Genomic DNA, 16,176 nt, shown 5'->3' with positions numbered 1-16,176 from the left:
GCCGGTCGGGGCGGCACGGTTCAGGGATTCCGCCCGTCGCCGTCGTCCGACGGCTCACTGCCCCGCGAGCGGTGCCGCCGCAGGTACCAGAGCAGGAGGGCAGCAGCGATGATCACGGCGATCGCGATCGCGGCGACCCGGCCGACCGTGCCCTCCACCCTGGTGTAGGCGGCCCCGGCGAAGTAGCCGAGGAGGGTGAAGCCGACGCCCCAGGCGATCCCCCCGAGGGCGTTGTAGAGCAGGAACCGGCGGTACGGCATACGGGACATCCCCGCCAGCGAGGGCACCAGCGGCCGGAAGAAGGCGACGAACCGGCCCACGAAGACGGCGGCCGGTCCGCGCCGGCGGATCAGGTCCTGCGCCGTGCCGACCTGCTTGACATGACGTCGCAGCGGGCGGGTGCGAAGGATCGGCGGGCCGAGGTGGCGGCCGATCTCGTAGCCGGCGGAATCGCCGAGGACGGCCGCGCAGACCACGACCAGGACCATCCAGCCGAGCGAGACACGGCCCTGGTGGGCGAGGAAGCCGCCGAGGACGGCAGCGGTCTCGCCGGGGATGAAGAAGCTGAAGAACAGGGCGTCCTCGGCGAAGACCATGCCACCGATGACCGCGTACACGACCGGGCCGGACAGGCCGCGCAGCCAGTCGGTGATCGAGTGCATCGGCCACACCCCGTCGGCGATCGTGCCTCTTTTCGCTCCAATGTAACGCTTGTCCCCCGACCGGCCCCGTCGGGCGGGGAGGCGGCGGGGCGGCCGACGACACTGCCCCGGGAACCGACGACGCCGTCACCCACCGCCACCTGCCGTCACTCACAGGTATCCGCCGTCACCCGGAGCGCTCGGCTTCCCGAGCAGGACTGAAGGGCCGGCGACGGCCGGGTGGATCACGGTGAGCGGGCGGCCGTGCGACGGGCGGACCGACGGACGGGCAGACGAGGGCGTAATCCGGTGGCCGCGGTCCCTGCGACGTCCCTAGGGTCGGCGGAATGACACACGACACCGTGGATCCGGCGACGATCACGCCGGAGATGGCTGATCAGATCCGCACGTGGCGATGCGATGAGGACTACTCCTGGCGCGCGGTGGCCCAGGCCGCGTCCGACCTGTGGGGCTCCGAAGGGGGCGGCAACCAGCTCTACGGCGAGGACCTCTGTGTGGCCGCGGCGAAGCTGCTGGGCGAGAACCCCTACCGGGAGCCGTGGAACTGACGCGCGCCGGACGACCTCCGGAACGGACGAGCGGGCCCGCAAGAAATTCGTCCACGGCTCCCCATCGGCCCGGCGTCGCGGGCGGCTTCGTCCTGGACGGCTGCCGGACCGACACGCCCCCGGCCTCTCCCACAGCACCACCGCCCGGCAGATCGGGGCCGCCGCTCGGCTGCGGCGGCCCCGGTCACATCAGGGCAGTCACCAGGCCTCCGGCTGACACTCGTCCGCTGCCAGGCCTGACCTCCCGTCGCTCAGGCGAAGCGGGAGCTGCGCACCGGGCCGGCGGAGCGGCAGCGGTCGCGGGGGCCGGTCAGCCAGCGGGGGGCGACCGCGCGGGCGAAGGCGGCCAGGGCCTCGTCGGGGTCGGCCGGGGTCTCGCCGTCGCCGGGGTCCGGGGTCGGGTCGGCGGTGCGGATGTCGGCCGCCAGTTCCTCGGCGGTCCGCTCGTCCGGCTCGCCGCCGAGCGGCTCCCAGGGCGCGAGGACGGTCTGGCCGAGCACGCCGCAGACGTCGGCGGTGACGCCGGGCGTCTCGGTCCAGCAGGTCGCGTGCTCGTACAGCACCTCGCCCGGTGCGCGTTCGTTCAGGAGGGAGAGCAGGTCGCCGTCCGCCTCGCTCAGGTCGTAGGCCACCACCACGGTGTTCGCCGTGCCCGGGCGGTAGGGCTGGGCGGGCAGGCGGAACAGGTCTGCGGCGGCCAGGCCGAGCGCGCGGTCCGCGCGGCCGGGCAGCAGGGAGACCGACTGCGGGCGTGTCCCGGTCGCCTCCAGGATCAGCCGCAGCCGTTCCAGGCCTTGCCGGCAGAGCGCGTAGCTGTCCTGGAGGAAGGCGTAGCGGCCGGTCATGCCCGCGTCCCAGCCGTACGGGGACAGGCTGGTGAGCAGGCCGCCGGTGAGGGTGAAGTGCCAGGCGCGCAGGGCCTGGTGGTGGAGCGGGTCGGGGTCGCCGGGCTGCGCGGTGGCGGCGACGGACGCGGCGCGGTCGAGGGAGCGGCGCAGCCGGTCGGCGGCCGGTTGCCACTGGCCGGCTTCGGCCGGCAGGCGGTCGAAGGCGGTGCGGGCCGCGGTGGCGTCGCCGGCCATCAGGGTGTTGTAGGCGAGCAGGTAGCGCTCGGGCCAGTCGCGGAGCAGCGCGTCGTGGTCGCGCAGCAGGCCGGCGGCTTCGGCGTGGCGCTCCTCGTCCTCAAGGGCGATGGCGAGTTCGGCGATGATCGGGAGCCGCTGGTCGGTGCGGCCGCGGACCTTGGCGAGCAGGCCGCGTGGCGGTGCGTCGGCCGCGCGCAGCGCCTCGGTGAGGGCGGGGACGGCGAGGAAGGCGGCGCCGCGCCCGACGCAGGCGTAGCCGTACTGGTAGAGCGCGCCGGGGTGGGCGGGCTTGGCGGCCAGGGCGCGGGCGGCCTCGACGAGGTCGTCGAAGCCGCCGTCGGCGGCCAGCCGCTCGACCAGCGGGGCCACCTGGGCAGCCGGCAAGTCGCGTGCGACCGAGCGCAGTTCGCGCATCGCGGCGCCCGGGTCACCGGACTCCACGAGGCTCCAGGCGGTGTCGAGCGAGGTCGTCGTCACAGGGTTTCCTCCGGGGCGGGTTGTCAGGGTGGGTCGGTGTCGTCGTCGGGGATCAGAGGCAGCGGGCGGTGACCGGCACAGGCCACGGGCGTGCGGGGTGCGGGGGCGGGGTGCGTGGCACCGGTGCGACCGGCGGCGGCGCCGGCGCGTGCACGGTCACGCACGCGGGTCGCGGTGGTGCACGCGGCCGCGACCGTGGTGCTGTCCGTGGCAGGGCGCGCGGAACAGGGGCGGCGGCCGGGCCGTGGCGGCGGAGCCGGCTACGGGTGCCCGGTGAGTGGTGGCGAGGGAGCCGGCCGCCGGTCGTCGGCGGCGGATGGGGCTCACCTGCTCGGGCGGTGGCCGCCCTTCCTGTTGAGGTCGCGCATGGGGAGGATCATGTCCGAATGCCATCGCCCGCCGCAAGCCGATTGTTCGGCCGGCGACCGCCGAGCCGGTGCGCCGACGGGCATCCGACCGGGATGCCCTGAGCAGGTGTGAACTCGCTCCGTCGCGGGCAGGGGCCGGCGGCGTCGTGAGGACACCTTCCGCTTGTCGGCGGTCGTCACGACGGCGCCTGCGCGGCGCCTCCCCTCACTTCCCCTCCGACTCCAACTCCATTTCCTGGTACGAGCGGTGGCTCGACTTCGTTCTGACGGGACACCGGGACCTCGGCTCGCCGTCACCGGCATACCGCTGACGCCCGCACCAGCAGGTGCTCACGGCTCTGCGATCACGGCAAGGAGCGGCCACGTACACGGCACGGTCGACCACACCCGCGCCCGAACACCCGGTCAGCGTGGCCCGCCGACCGGAGCGCGAGGCGCTAGGCAGGTGTTGTTCCGCACACGTAATACGGTGCGGCACTCGGGTACCACGCCGAAGCGCCGGCAGCGTTGTACGCGCGAACCCGGAAGCACTTGTACGTGTTCGGAGTGACGTGCCAGTTGTCTGCTGTCGCATTCGCGCCGGCCAGGCGGAACGAGATGCCGTCGGTGATCTCGAAGCCGGATTCATTGTTCGAGTTGTCTTGCCATGTGAGAAGAAAGGTATTGTTCGCCGTCGGAGTGACCCTGAGGTTTGAGGGCGGCGCCGGGGCGGATTGCGCCGATGCCGACCCGGCAGGGATGGTGACAGTCGCAATGGCGGCTGCCGCTGTCAACATCAGGTAGGTTCTTCCACTCTTCTTCGGATGCATGATCACAATTCCTCGGTGTTCCGCCGACGCCTCCACCATCACGCACAGTAGGTAAATTCAGGCCGGTCCAGGGTTCTGACTTCGTGGAGTCACCGTAACTGCGCGTCCGAGCCGGTTCGCGTAGCACGTGGAGCCCTGATTCTCCACATTCATGTTCGGCTATCTCCAGGACACCACAGAATTGCCGTTTTCGGCAGGGGCCCGGAACCACAGCAATCCCGCCACCCAAGCCTGTTGATCTCCTGGAGGTCCTGCCGGAAGCCGCTACCGCCGGGGCCGCTGATCGTCGTGCTCATGACGCCGGGACGTCAGGAACCGGCAGCCGGGGACCGGCCGGCCGCTGATGTCACCGGGTGTGCGGGTTCCTGGGCCACCGGACGCGTCCGGTGCCAGTACGAGCGGGCGGCGATGGTCAGCGCGACTCCGTACGCGGCGAACGCGATCATGCCGATCCAGCCCATCTGCAGCGCGTCCTCCGGGGAAGGGGCGTCGCCTTGCCGCATCGTCACCACGCCGGTCGCGGCGAGGGTGCAGTAGCCGAGCCCGAGCAGTCCGTACGGGGTGAGGGTGGCGGCGCCGATCAGGGCCGGGGTCAGTGGGAGCCAGCGGGGAACACGTCGGCGGTGCAGGAGGAGCGTCCAGCGCGGGAAGACCTGACCCCATGGGCGGACCAGTCCCCACAGCAGGAAGACGCCGAGTGCGGCCAGCAGCACGGTGACGTCCAGGCCCCGGGATTCGAGGGTGAGCCAGATCCCCGAGGCCCCGTTGCGTTCGGAGACCGCGATGTTCTCCTCGCTGCTGATCCCGGCGAAGGTGCCGCCCGTGGCCCACACCAGTTTCATCCCGGCGTACGGGAGGAAGGCCACGGTGCCGGCGACGGCGGCGAGTTGGACCGGCCGAGGTGCGGGGGAGGGTGCGGGCACGAGGGCGCCGCCGGTCGGGCGGTGGTCGGCCCGGGCGGTCGCCGCCAGCAGGAGTGCGCCGACGGCCGTCAGCGCCTGGTTCGCCGCGGCTGCCGGGCTGTCCACTCCTTCGCCGGTCATCAGCGTGATCACGTTCATCAGCAGACCGAACGCGGCGATCCCGGTCAGCCCGCAGAGCACCCACAGCAGCACCCGCAGGGCCGGCCGCAGCCCGTGGCGCACCACCGCCCCGCAGACCAGGGCCGCCAGTACGGCCACCGCCACGAAGACCGCGTCGAGGGCTGCGGCTCCCCGGATGACTCCGTAGTGCAGCAGCGGAGTCCCGCTCAGGGTGCACGCAAGGCCGAAGGCGCCGTACACCGTTGCCCACAGCACCGTCGCCCGGCCGGCCCACCGCGGCCATGCCTGCCACCACGTCAACGTCCGTCCATCACCAGTCATGCCTCGAAGCTCGCACCGACCGCCACTGTGCGGCATCGACGGCCGGGACGATCCGCCTCCCCCGGCCGGGGGAGCGATCTCCGGACGGTCCGGCCCCTGTGGACGACCGGAGGGCCCGGGGTGTCGGGCGCCGCCCACCGGGGGCGCGCTTCGGGTGGCCGGAGCCGACTGTGCTCGGGTGGTGGGGTGGCAGCTGCGGAGTCCCGTCCGGCCTATCGTCCCGATCGCCACCTGCGGCGATCGGAGCAGTCCGGTGACCCGATGGGGTCGGTTCGACGCGCCAGCCGGGTAGTTCGTTGACAGATGGTCCCTATTCTGTCCGCCATGGCAGACACGCGCAGCGACACGGTCGGCACCGCGGAAGAGGTTCGCCTCGCCCTGGTCCTCAACGGCGGGGTCAGCCTCGCCGTCTGGATGGGCGGTGTGACCCATGAGCTCGACCTGCTGCGGCGGGCCTCCCGCGGCGACCCCGTGGAGTCCGTCGACCTCAAGGACCGGTCGTCGTTCCTCCTCTGGCAGCGGCTCACCGCGGAGAAGGGCAAGCGCGTCCTGATCGACGTCATCGCCGGCACCTCGGCCGGCGGGCTGAACGGCATGCTGCTGGCCGCCTCGATCGGCCGCGGCGCCGGGCAGGCCGACCTCCGCAAGACCTGGCGCGAGGCGGCCGAGCTGGACCGGCTGCTGGCCACCGACGCCTCCGGCAGTCTGATGCGCGGCGAGGTGATCGAGGAGACCCTGGCCAAGGTGGTCCGGGACATGGGTCAGGACTCCGGGCAGGCCGAGCCGGTCACGCTCTTCCTCACCGCGACCGCGCTGGACGGCCGGCCGCAAACCTACGCCGACGGCTACGGCGGCGAGTTCGACGTCCGGGACCACCGCCGGATCTACCGCTTCCAGCACGACCCGCAGTGGCTGACCTACCGGCGCGGGCCCGACCGCGCCTGGCGGATCGAGAGGCGCCCGCGCACGGACTTCGCCGGCGACATCGGCGAGCGGAACTCCGCCCTGGTGCAGGCCGCCCGCGCCACCGCCGGGTTCCCGGTCGCCTTCGCCCCCGTCCACGAGTTCCCGATGCGCGAGTACCGCGAGCAGCCCAAGGGCATCCCGACCAGTTGCGTCATGGACGGCGGGGTGCTGACCAACGAGCCGTTCCGGCCCGTGCTGGACGCCATCGGTTCCCGCCGCATGGACGGTCAGGTGGAGCGCATCCTGGTCTACGTCGCCCCCTCCTCCGGACTGGTTCCGCAGGAGAAGATCGGCCAGACGGCGTGTCACGACATCCTGTGGACCGAGGCCGCGACGAACGCGATGGCCTACCCCCGCGAGAGCAACCTCCGTTCCAGCGCCGAGGACCTCTCCAACCGCCTGAGGACCAGCGTCGGTGACGTCCAGGACCGGCTGTTCGAGCGCCTGAGCGGCCAGGGCGCCGGGGAACTCGCCGATCAGCTGCTGTACCACGCCTCCGCGCTCATCGACGAGTACCGCCGCGGCCGGGCCGCAGCCGTGATCTGGGACGCCCGGCAGATGATGGCGAGCTCCCAGCGTGCCACCTCGCTGGTCTCACTGCCCCAGGCCAACCCCGAACGCGTCCTGGACCAGTGCGTCAGCTGGCTCCCGCCCGCCCGCGCCGAACCCGTGGACGCCGTCGCCACGCCCTTCCACGACCACTGGCGGTGGGGGATCAGCCCGGCCGAGCGGGTCATCCGGCTGCTGATGGTCGCCCTGCACGACCGGGTCCGTGCCTGCCCGCAGCGGCAGGACCGGTTCCGCCCCACGGTGGGCGAGATCAGCGAGCAGCTGCGCATCACCCTCGCCGTGATGGATGCCGTCCGGGCCGACCTCTGCGAGCTCGCGCACGCCCAGGACTCCGACGTCGGCGTCGCCGACGAGGTCTGCAGGGTCTTCGAGGAGATGAAGCTCCCGGAGACGCTCGGCGCGGCCGTGCGGACCGCCGCCCGCGCGTACCACGAGGCCCTGCGGCTGATGGGCGACACCCGCTGGGACACGCCGGAGGAGCTGGTCTCCTGCTGCCTGGCCGTCGAGGTGCTCACCGACGCCTTCGCCCCCGTCTCCCGGGTCGTCGAGCCGCTCACCCCACGGTTCAGGTTCCTGCGGCTCGGCCCGGACGACCTCGGTCCGCTCTTCTGGAAGGACCAGTACGCCGACATCGGCGCGCGCAAGCTGTACGGGCTGCGGCTCAACCACTTCGGCGCCTTCGTCAACGAGGCCTGGCGGGCCTCCGACTTCACCTGGGGACGCCTCGACGCGGCGCACCACCTCCTGCGCGTCCTGATCGAGCACTCCTCGTCCGAGCGCCGGCGGTGGGAGAAGGACCTCCACACCGCCATCCTCGCCGGGGAGATCGACGGCGAGCAGATGGAAGCCAACCTCGACCAGCTCAAGGGGGAGGACTCCGTCCTCCTGGACGACTTCATCAGGACCGAGGAGGGCACGCACGCACTGAGGAAGACCACCGAGTCCGCCCTCCGGCTGGTGCTGAGCGAGCCCCCGGTGACCGAGCGCCAGGGCTCCACCCAGCGCGTCCTGCACCGGGTCAGGCCCGCCCTGCGGGCCGCACTCGACGCCGACCACCGGCCCGCCGGGTTCTCGCAGAAGGTGCTGCGCTTCCTGCTCCGGCGGACTCGCGCCCAGCTCCACACCCGGCCGATGCCGACCGACCTGCGGCAGGCCGTCCGCCGTGACCTCGCCGGGGTCCGGCGGGTCGGCATCGGCCTCGCGGTCCTGTGCGCGGTGCTCGGAGCCGGGGTCGCGCTCGCGATCGCGCTTCCGCTGGTGCGGTAGGCGTCGGGCCCGACCGCCCGTCCGACCGTCCGACCGCCGGGCCGGGGGCGTCAGGCCGCCGGGGCGCGGAGCAGGGCGGCGGGGCCGCCGGTGGGCGCCCCATGACCGGTGACCGGCGGGCCGGTGACCGGTCACATTACGTCGGGGTGACCGATGCCCGCCGGACGGCCGTCGCCGTAGCGTCGGTGACGTCACCCCGCAGCAGAACGAAAGCAGGACCTTGCGCCGGCTCACCTCCTACGTCGACACCACGCTCGACGGCTACATCGCCTGCCCCGACGGCCGGTTCGACTTGTCCCGGGCCCCCTTCCTCCCCACCGGGTTCACCCTGACCGACTCCCGGGTCTTCGACACCGGCGCCACCGTCACCACGTACACCGAGGAGACCCGGATGCTGTTCCGCCCCACCACCGAAGCCGACCTCGACCGGGTCACCGCCGTGACGGTGGACGAGCCCGTCGGATGGATCGACGCCGACCGCTACCTGGAGGAGCTCGGGGAGGGCATGTACCGCCCGGAGTGGACCTGGATCGCCGAGCAGGACGGCCGGGTGGTGGCCCGCGCCCTGTGGTGGGGGCAGGCGAGCAGCGAGCACCCCGTCGCGCTGGACTGCCTGTACGTCGATCCCTCGGTCGCCGACCGGGCGGCGGTCGGGGCCGGGCTGATCCGCGCCGGCCTGCGGGCCTTCGCCGAGCAGGGCGCGGCCAAGCCCCCGCTCTACAACCTGACGCTGCCTCCGGGCCGGCGCGAGGACCCGGCCGTGGTCGCGGCCACCGACTGGCGCCGCGACGCCGCGCTGGCCGCCGGGCTCACCGACGTGGTGGAACGGCTGCGCCTGGAGTGGACCCCGGAGGCCGGGCTGCCCACCGCCGGCGGACGGCTGGTCTTCACCGAGGGCACGGACGAGGAGTTCCTCGACGTCTTCCGCCGGATCGCGGTCGGCAGCCTGGACGGCGAGACCCGCCGCACCCTCGCGCTGATGGGCGCCGAGGCCACGGCCCGGGAGGAGATGGACTTCTACCTCGGCTGCCCCGGGGAGCGCTCGTGGTGGCGGCTGGCCCGCACCCTCGACGGCGAGGTCGCCGGGCTGGCCCTCCCGTCGGCGACGCCGTACAACCGCAACGTCGGCTACCTCGGGGTGGTCCCCGAGCTGCGCGGTCAGGGGTACGTCGACGAGGTGCTGGCCGAGATCACCCGGGTGCAGGCGCAGGCGGGGGCGGAGCTGATCACGGCCACCACGGACACCGACAACGCGCCGATGGCGGCCGCCTTCGCCCGGGCCGGCTACCGGATCGCCCAGACCCGGCTGGTCTGGTCGGCGCCGGAGTCGGCCCCCGCCTCCTGAACCCCGGCCCGGCGCCGGGCCCGGCCCGCCTCACGAGGCCAGCAGGCCGGCCAGTTCGGTGCGGGAGCCGATGCCCAGCTTGGGGAAGGCCCGGTACAGGTGGTGCCCGACCGTGCGGGGGCTGAGGAACAGCTGCGCGGCGATCTCCCGGTTGCTCGCCCCGGTCGCGGCCAGCCGGACCACCTCGCGCTCCTGCGGGCTGAGCAGGCTGATCGGCCCGTCCTGGCGGGTGGTCAGCGCGGTCTCTCCCCCGGCGGCGCCCAGCTCCGCCCTGGCCCGGTCCGCCCAGGGCCGGGCACCGAGCCGTTCGAAGTCCTCCCGGGCGGCGCGCAGCCGGTCCCGGGCGTCGATCCGGCGGCGCAGGCGACGCAGCCACTCCCCGTACAGCAGCGCGGTGCGGGCCCGGTCGAACGCACTGCCGCCCTCGTGCAGGGCCAGTGCCGTGGTGAAGTGCTCCTCGGCCGCGCCGTCGGGGCCGGTCAGCGCCCGGCACCGGGCGGCCAGGGCGGCGAGCGCGGGCCGTCCCAGCGCGGTGGCCCACGCGTCGAGCTGCCGGGCGGCGTCCGCCGCCCGCTCCGGGCGGCCCGCCCGGACGGCCGCCTCCACCAGGTCCGGCAGCAGGGGCAGCGAGAGCAGCGGATGGGCCACCTCGCGCCGGGCCGCCTCCAACTCCTCCAGGGCCGCTTCCGCCCGGCCCAGGCCGAGTTCGAGCAGGCCCAGCGCCCACCGGGCGTCCGCCGTGGCCCGGCCCACGCCACGCGGCCGGGCGTAGGCCAGGGCCTCGTCGGTCAGCGCACGGACCTGCTCCTCCTCGCCCCGGAGGGCCGCCGCCATCGCCAGGACGGCGCGCAGGTGGGCGGCCCGGTGGGCGAGGTCGTAGTACTCGGCCAGCCCGAGCGCCTCGGTGCCCCGGGCCGTCGCCTCGTCGTGGTGGCCGAGCGCCAGCTCCGCCCTGACCAGCAGGTCCAGCGTGGTGGGCAGCCAACCGCTGATGCCCTGCTCCCGGCAGTGGGCGACCGCTCCGGCAGCGGCCTGCCGCGCGGCCTGGTGATCCCCCGTCAGCTGACAGTAGATCCCGGTCATCAGCCGGTCCATCACGCCGGTGCCGGCGTCCCGGCTGCGCTCCACGAGCTGCCGCAGCGCGTCGAGCGCGCCGGGCACCTCACCGCCGAACAGCCGGGCGGGCACGGCCAGTACGGGCAGGTCGGGGGCGCGGGAGGCGACCTCCTCGATCAGCGCGGCGTTCCCGCCGGACCAGGCCGCGTGGACCGCGTCGGTCAGCAGTGAGGCCGTCGTGTCCGGGCGGTCGACGCGGGTCAGGTCGACGCGGGTCGGGTCGACGCAGGTCGGGTCGACACCGGTCAGGTCGACGCGGGTCGGGTCGACACCGGTCAGGTCGACGCGGGTCGGGTCAACACCGGTCAGGTCGACGCGGGTCGGGTCGACGCGGGTCAGGTCGACACCGGTCGGGTCGGCGCTGTCGAGCAGGATCCGGGCGGCCCGGTCCGGGCTGCGGTAGCCCAGCTCGACCGCCGCCCGGGCGCGCGCGAAGTCCGCCGCCACACCCGGGTCCGCCAGCGGCAGCCGCACCTGGTCGGCCAGCGCACCGCACCGCTCGTCCTGGCCGGCGTCGGCGGCCTTCCGGGCCGCCTGGACCAGGCGGCGCGCCCGCCGGTCCGGATCCGCGGTGAGCTGCGCCGCGCGTTCGTACGCGGCGGACGCGGACGCCATCGCCTGCCGGTTCCCGGCCCACTCGGCGACCCGCTCCAGTTCCTCGGCGACCTGCTCGTCCGGTCCCGTCGACGCGGCGGCCAGGTGCCAGGCCCGCCGGTGGGCCTGGCCGACCGCCCCCAGGGCCTCGGCGAGCGCCCGGTGCGCGGCGATCCGCCGGGCGAGCGGGGCGCTCCGGTAGGCGGCGTAGCGCACCAGCGGATGCCGGAAGCGCAGCAGTTCCCCGGACAGGACCACCAGCCCGGCCCGTTCGGCGGGTTCGAGATGGTCCAGGGCCGTGCCCGGCTCCCGGGCGGCCCGCAGCACCACGGCGAGACTGCCGGTGTCGTCGGCGGCGGCGACCAGCAGCACCTGTCGGGTGGCCTCCGGCAGCCGCCGGATCTGCTCCAGGAACCCGTCCTGGATGCGGCTCGGCCTCCCGGTGGCCGCCTCCGGCAGCGCCAACGGGCCGATCCGACCGGCCCGTTGGGCCGGGGTGAGCGAGGCCGACAGCTCGATCAGGGCCAACGGGTTGCCGCCGGCCTCCTCGATCACCCGGTCCACGACGTACGGAGGAAGACCCGGAAGCAGCTCGGCGGCGGCGGTGCGTTCCAGTCCCTCGACGAGCAGCCCGGGGAGTCCCTTCACGGTCGCGCCCGGCGCGCCGTCGCGGACCGCGAACAGCATCACGACGCCTTCCGCCCGAAGTCGGCGGGCGGCGAAGGTCAGCATGTCCACCGAGGGCTGGTCGACCCACTGGGCGTCGTCGACCAGGCAGAGCAGCGGGCCGTCGGCGGCGGCCTCCGACAGCAGCGTGAGGACGGCGAGGCCGACGGTGAAGCCGTCGCGGACGCCGTCGGCCGTCAGCCCGAAGACCGCCCGCAGGGCGGCCGCCTGCGGCCCCGGCAGCGCGTCGACGAGGTCCAGCACGGGCAGGAACAACTGGTGCAGCCCGCCGTAGGCCAGCTCCATCTCCGACTCGATGCCCTCGACGCTCAGCACGCGCGCGCCGTCGGCCTGCCCGGTGGCCCAGTCGAGCAGGGCGGTCTTGCCGATCCCGGCCTCGCCGTGGAGCAGCAGCGCGCCGCCGGTCCCCTGCCGGGCGTCCGCCAGCAGTCGCCCGATCCGGTCCCGCTCCGTGTTGCGCCCCCGCACGATGTGCCCTGCTCCCGTGTACCGATCGTCCTCCGCCCGGGCCACCCGGCGCCGTACGGGGGCGGCCGGAGACCGCCCCGGTGATCCTCTCATCAGGCACCGATGCCGTCCCGCCGGACTTCGGGGTCCCCGCTCGGAGCGCCGAAGTGGCCGTCACCGGAGTGCCGACCCCGGTTCGCCCCGGGCGCCCCGGGTGACGGCAACGGCGACGGACAGCCCGACCTGTACGCCGTCCCCGCCGACCGGCACCTGCTGACCTTCGACGGCGTCACCACCCCGAAGGACCTCGGCGTCCTGCGCTGATCCCGGTGTCCGGGGGCCCGTCCGACCGGACGGACCCCCGGCCTCGGCACCCCCCGCGGAGCAGGACCGCCGGGTTCGGACGCCGGCCACCGAGGACGCGCTTCAGGTGGCCGGAGCCGACTGTGCTTGGGTGGTGCGGTGACATCTGCGGAACGTCTGATCTCCCGAGCGCGGCACGGCGGACACCGGGAGCTGCTCCCCGAACTGCTCGCGTCGGCCACCGATCCCGCCGCGCGACCCGACCCGGCGTGGAAGGCCGGAGCGGCGGCCGTCCAGATCCTCTGCTGGGAGGACCGCTTCGCGGAGGCCGGCGAGCTGGCGGAGCTGCTGATCGGACGTCAAGGCCCGGGCGGCGGCGCCCTGTGCGACCAGGACATGCCGTTCGACGAGGCGTTCCTGGTCGCCCAGCTGTACGCGGACGTGCCCGCACAGCCCCGGCTGCGCGCCGCGGCCGACCGCGTCCCGGAAGGCCGGATCCTGCGGGACCGGCTGCTCTGGCTGGCCGAGCAGCTCGATCACCGGCCGGTCGAGGAGTTGCTGCCGTGCCACTACGACTGGGGCGGGCCGCTCGTCCCCCGGGAGGGCGTGATCGGCGAGTGGCTGCTGGACCGCGACTTCGCGGCGCTGGAGCCGCGGGAGAAGCGGGTCGCCTGGGAGGCGATCGCCCAAACCAACGACTTCGCCCGCGGCCGCGCGCTGGTCGGGTCGCTCGGCGAACTCCCGGAGCAGTACTACCTCTGCCTGTGGCTCGCCGGCTGGTACGCCGTCGAGGGTGACCTCGCCGGCGGCGAACGGATGCTGCTGGCTGCGCACGATCGGTGGTGGCCGTACACGAGGTGGGATGCGCTCCCGACCTCGGAGGTGGTGCAGCCGACACTGCGGCGGGTCGTCACCGACCGGGTGCGGCAGCACTTCCTCACCAGGCCGGCCGGTCCCGAGGCGGCCGGCCGGCCGTCGTAGCGGGACCCGGCACGTCGGACCCGTCAGGTCCGTCAGGTCCGTCAGGTCCGTCAGGTCCGGAACGTGGAGCTGACCGCCCTGCACCCGGGAGCCGCGGAGGAAGCGGTACGCGGCCTCCGTGCCGGTGGAGACGGACGGGCGCCCCGCGCACGGGTGTGTGCGGGGCGCCCGTTCGTGTGCGCGGGGTCAGGCAGGGCGGATGTGCTCCGCCTGCAGGCCTCTCTGGCCCTGCACGACGTCGAAGGCCACCTTCTGGCCTTCCTGGAGTTCACGGAAGCCCTGGGCGTCGATGTTCGAGTAGTGAGCGAAGACGTCGGGCCCGCCGCCGTCCTGCTCGATGAAGCCGAAGCCCTTCTCGGCGTTGAACCACTTCACCGTGCCGGTAGCCATGCGCTTCTCCTTCGTGGGCACTGATCGGGCTCCACTGGTGCGGGCCCGGAGGTGATCGCCTTGGTCCGGAGACGCGCTGAACAGCAAGAACGCCCACGGCACGTAACCGCGGGCGAGAACTTCGGAACCACGACTGCTTGATCAAAACGTTACACCGCGGTGGATCGAACGGCCAGGGATGAGAACCGGACCCCGCGCCGGGCAGATCCGCCGCCACACCTCCCGGTTCGACGGGCGCTGCCGGCGCGTTTCCGGACGGCGTCAGACCCGCCGCCCGGGGTCTGCCAGTCGTCTGCCAGGGGTCTGCCCGGGGTCTGCCCGGGGGTGCCAGCGGTCTGCCAGCGCATTGCCAGCGGGGTGCGGAACCGTCGGACGAGCCGGGGGTGCGCCGCGACCGAGGAGCGCGGACGACCGCCCGGCCCGTTGACGAAAGGGCTCTCGCGTGACTCGCACCTCCCCTCCCACCGGCTCCGCCCCCGGTCCGCGCCGCCCCGGGGCGTCCCGCACCGCCACCCGACGCGCGGCCTCGTGGAGGCTCGGCGCGGGCGCCGCCGCGGCCGCGCTGCTGGCCGCCGTGTGTCCGGCGACCGCCGTCGCCGCGCCCGACACCGCCCCGGTACCGCGGCTCGCGTGGGCCACGTGCGGGGACGGCTTCGAGTGCGCGACCGCCCGGGTGCCGCTCGACCACGACGACCCGCGCGGCGCCGGGATCGACCTCTCCGTCATCCGCCACCCGGCGGACGACCCGGCGCACCGGATCGGCTCGCTGTTCTACAACCCCGGCGGCCCGGCCGTGCCCGGCACCGCGGCCCTGCCCGTGATGCTCGACCGGTTCCCCGAGGAGGTGCGCAAGCGCTTCGACATCGTCAGCTTCGACCCGCGCGGCACCGGCGGCAGCGCTCCCGTCCGGTGCTTCGACGACCCGGCGGACGAGCAGGCCCTGCTGGCCGGCACCGCCGCCGGCTACCCCGAGGATGCGGACCAGCAGTCGGCCTGGGTCACCGCGTACCAGCGCCTCGCCCGGCAGTGCGCGGCCCGCAACCCGGACCTGCTGCCGCACGTCTCCACGGCGAACGTCGCCCGGGACATGGACCTGCTCCGCCGCGCGGTCGGCGACCGTCGCCTCACCTACCTGGGCACCTCGTACGGCAGCTACCTCGGCGCCGCCTACGCCGGCCTGTTCCCCGACCGGGTCCGCGCCGTGATCCTCGACAGCGCCCCGGACCCGGTGGCCTGGTCGACCGGCCACGGCGGGCAAGCCGCCACCACGGGCGCCCTGCTGCGCAACGGCAGTGACCTGGCCGCCGGCCGCGTCCTCGACGCCTTCCTCGACCAGTGCGCCCAGGTCGGCTCCGGGGCCTGCGCGTTCTCCGCCGGGACGGCTGCCGCCACCCGAGCCAGGTACGACGAGTTGCTCCGCCGGCTGCGTGTGCGGCCGGTCGCGGTCGGTGGCGCGACCTTCACCGCCGGCGCGGCCGTGGAGGCGACGATCCTCTCGCTGTACGCCGCGAATCCCGTCCCGGGCTTCCTCGGCACCGGCTGGACCGGGCTCGGCGCGACGCTCCAGACGCTGTGGGCCGCGACCGAGGCGCCCGCCGCACCGTCCGCGCCGCTGCCGCCCGTCCTCCACCGGTCGCCGGACCAGGCGCTCGCGGTGGCGTGCTCGGACAGTGCCGATCCGCCGGCCCGGGCCGACTACCCGGCCCTGGCGGCGTCCGCGCGGGCCCGCTCCGGCGAGGTCGGCCCGTACTTCGCCTGGGCGGACGAGCGCTGCGCCGACTGGCCGGCCCGTGACCGCGACCGGTACGACGGCCCCTGGAACCACCCGACCGCGCGACCGATCCTGGTCGTCGCCAACACCGGCGACCCGGCCATGCCCTACGAAGGGTCCCGCGCGATGGCCCGTTCGCTCGCCCGCGCGCAGCTGCTGACCGTCGACGGCTACGGCCACACCGTGCTGGCCAACCCCAGTGACTGTGCCGCCCGGCACGAGGCCCGCTACCTGATCGACGGTGTCCTGCCCGCCCCCGGTACGGTCTGCGCACCCGACCACCGGCCGTTCGGCGGCTGATCGCGCGTCCGCCCTGCCGCGGGCCCCCCCCCCCGGGGGGGGGGCGGCGCGCGCGCCCCCCCGGCGGGAGGTGCTAATTTGCGCACCGAAGACCCGTAAGGCCCCGCGCAAACCCCGCCCCCCCCGC

General features: G+C 74.4%; 12 protein-coding genes. 6 read left to right on the top strand and 6 right to left on the bottom strand.

All coding sequences use genetic code 11. The features are described 5' to 3' along the window. Positions 1-20 precede the first annotated feature (20 nt). The gene (locus ACFV0O_RS24100; RefSeq protein ID WP_380345167.1) at positions 21-662 is read right to left on the bottom strand and encodes a DedA family protein; all 642 of its coding nucleotides are present in this window, start codon (positions 660-662) and stop codon (positions 21-23) included. Positions 663-1,030: 368 nt separating this feature from the next. Here ACFV0O_RS24100 and ACFV0O_RS24095 point away from each other — a divergent pair, with 368 nt between their 5' ends. Then, complete coding sequence (locus ACFV0O_RS24095; protein ID WP_380345165.1) at positions 1,031-1,210, top strand: hypothetical protein; 180 nt, start codon at positions 1,031-1,033, stop codon at positions 1,208-1,210. Positions 1,211-1,461: 251 nt separating this feature from the next. Here the strand turns inward: ACFV0O_RS24095 and ACFV0O_RS24090 are convergent, their stop codons facing one another. The 3 genes from ACFV0O_RS24090 to ACFV0O_RS24080 form a co-directional block, all read right to left on the bottom strand. Beyond that, positions 1,462-2,772, bottom strand: a complete 1,311-nt coding sequence (locus ACFV0O_RS24090; protein WP_380345164.1) for a hypothetical protein — start codon at positions 2,770-2,772, stop codon at positions 1,462-1,464. Between the two features lie 805 nt (positions 2,773-3,577). Next, complete coding sequence (locus ACFV0O_RS24085) at positions 3,578-3,949, bottom strand: fibronectin type III domain-containing protein (RefSeq protein WP_380345162.1); 372 nt, start codon at positions 3,947-3,949, stop codon at positions 3,578-3,580. Positions 3,950-4,257: 308 nt separating this feature from the next. Then, positions 4,258-5,313: a hypothetical protein gene (locus ACFV0O_RS24080; protein ID WP_380345160.1), complete on the bottom strand. Its 1,056-nt coding sequence runs from the start codon at positions 5,311-5,313 to the stop codon at positions 4,258-4,260. A gap of 324 nt (positions 5,314-5,637) precedes the next feature. Between ACFV0O_RS24080 and ACFV0O_RS24075 the strand changes: the two genes are divergently transcribed. Both ACFV0O_RS24075 and ACFV0O_RS24070 read left to right on the top strand, forming a co-directional pair. Next, on the top strand, positions 5,638-8,115 hold the full coding sequence (locus tag ACFV0O_RS24075; protein ID WP_380345158.1) for a DUF3376 domain-containing protein: 2,478 nt from the start codon (positions 5,638-5,640) through the stop codon (positions 8,113-8,115). A gap of 220 nt (positions 8,116-8,335) precedes the next feature. After that, entirely contained in the window at positions 8,336-9,460 is a 1,125-nt protein-coding gene (locus tag ACFV0O_RS24070; RefSeq protein WP_380345156.1) for a GNAT family N-acetyltransferase, read from the top strand. Positions 9,461-9,490: 30 nt separating this feature from the next. On the opposite strand, the gene ACFV0O_RS24065 is transcribed toward ACFV0O_RS24070, so the two are convergent. Beyond that, on the bottom strand, positions 9,491-12,325 hold the full coding sequence (locus tag ACFV0O_RS24065; protein WP_380345154.1) for a LuxR C-terminal-related transcriptional regulator: 2,835 nt from the start codon (positions 12,323-12,325) through the stop codon (positions 9,491-9,493). A 102-nt stretch (positions 12,326-12,427) separates the two neighbouring features. On the opposite strand from ACFV0O_RS24065, the gene ACFV0O_RS24060 reads away from it, so the two are divergent. Together ACFV0O_RS24060 and ACFV0O_RS24055 are read left to right on the top strand one after the other, a co-directional pair. After that, positions 12,428-12,628 carry a hypothetical protein gene (locus ACFV0O_RS24060; RefSeq protein ID WP_380345152.1) on the top strand — a complete coding sequence of 67 codons (201 nt, stop codon included), beginning with the start codon at positions 12,428-12,430 and terminating at the stop codon, positions 12,626-12,628. Between the two features lie 138 nt (positions 12,629-12,766). Further along, positions 12,767-13,588 (top strand): hypothetical protein, encoded by an 822-nt coding sequence (locus ACFV0O_RS24055; protein ID WP_380345150.1) that lies wholly within the window; start codon positions 12,767-12,769, stop codon positions 13,586-13,588. 186 nt (positions 13,589-13,774) lie between these two features. Here ACFV0O_RS24055 and ACFV0O_RS24050 read toward each other — a convergent pair whose 3' ends face one another. Continuing rightward, complete coding sequence (locus ACFV0O_RS24050) at positions 13,775-13,978, bottom strand: cold-shock protein (protein ID WP_360268486.1); 204 nt, start codon at positions 13,976-13,978, stop codon at positions 13,775-13,777. Positions 13,979-14,420: 442 nt separating this feature from the next. On the opposite strand from ACFV0O_RS24050, the gene ACFV0O_RS24045 reads away from it, so the two are divergent. Next, on the top strand, positions 14,421-16,049 hold the full coding sequence (locus tag ACFV0O_RS24045; RefSeq protein ID WP_380345148.1) for an alpha/beta hydrolase: 1,629 nt from the start codon (positions 14,421-14,423) through the stop codon (positions 16,047-16,049). Positions 16,050-16,176 lie beyond the last annotated feature (127 nt).

Origin of the sequence: Kitasatospora sp. NPDC059577 (assembly GCF_042735475.1) — a bacterium.
In the GTDB taxonomy this organism is placed as follows: Bacteria; Actinomycetota; Actinomycetes; order Streptomycetales; family Streptomycetaceae; genus Kitasatospora.
This window is presented reverse-complemented; position numbering and strand designations above follow the sequence as displayed.

Coding starts and splice junctions, on each gene's coding strand:
- ACFV0O_RS24100 (WP_380345167.1), bottom strand. CDS start 662: ATGCACTCGATCACCGACTGGCTGCGCGGCCTGTCCGGCCCGGTCGTG.
- ACFV0O_RS24095 (WP_380345165.1), top strand. CDS start 1,031: ATGGCTGATCAGATCCGCACGTGGCGATGCGATGAGGACTACTCCTGG.
- ACFV0O_RS24085 (WP_380345162.1), bottom strand. CDS start 3,949: ATGCATCCGAAGAAGAGTGGAAGAACCTACCTGATGTTGACAGCGGCA.
- ACFV0O_RS24080 (WP_380345160.1), bottom strand. CDS start 5,313: ATGACTGGTGATGGACGGACGTTGACGTGGTGGCAGGCATGGCCGCGG.
- ACFV0O_RS24075 (WP_380345158.1), top strand. CDS start 5,638: ATGGCAGACACGCGCAGCGACACGGTCGGCACCGCGGAAGAGGTTCGC.
- ACFV0O_RS24060 (WP_380345152.1), top strand. CDS start 12,428: ATGCCGTCCCGCCGGACTTCGGGGTCCCCGCTCGGAGCGCCGAAGTGG.
- ACFV0O_RS24050 (WP_360268486.1), bottom strand. CDS start 13,978: ATGGCTACCGGCACGGTGAAGTGGTTCAACGCCGAGAAGGGCTTCGGC.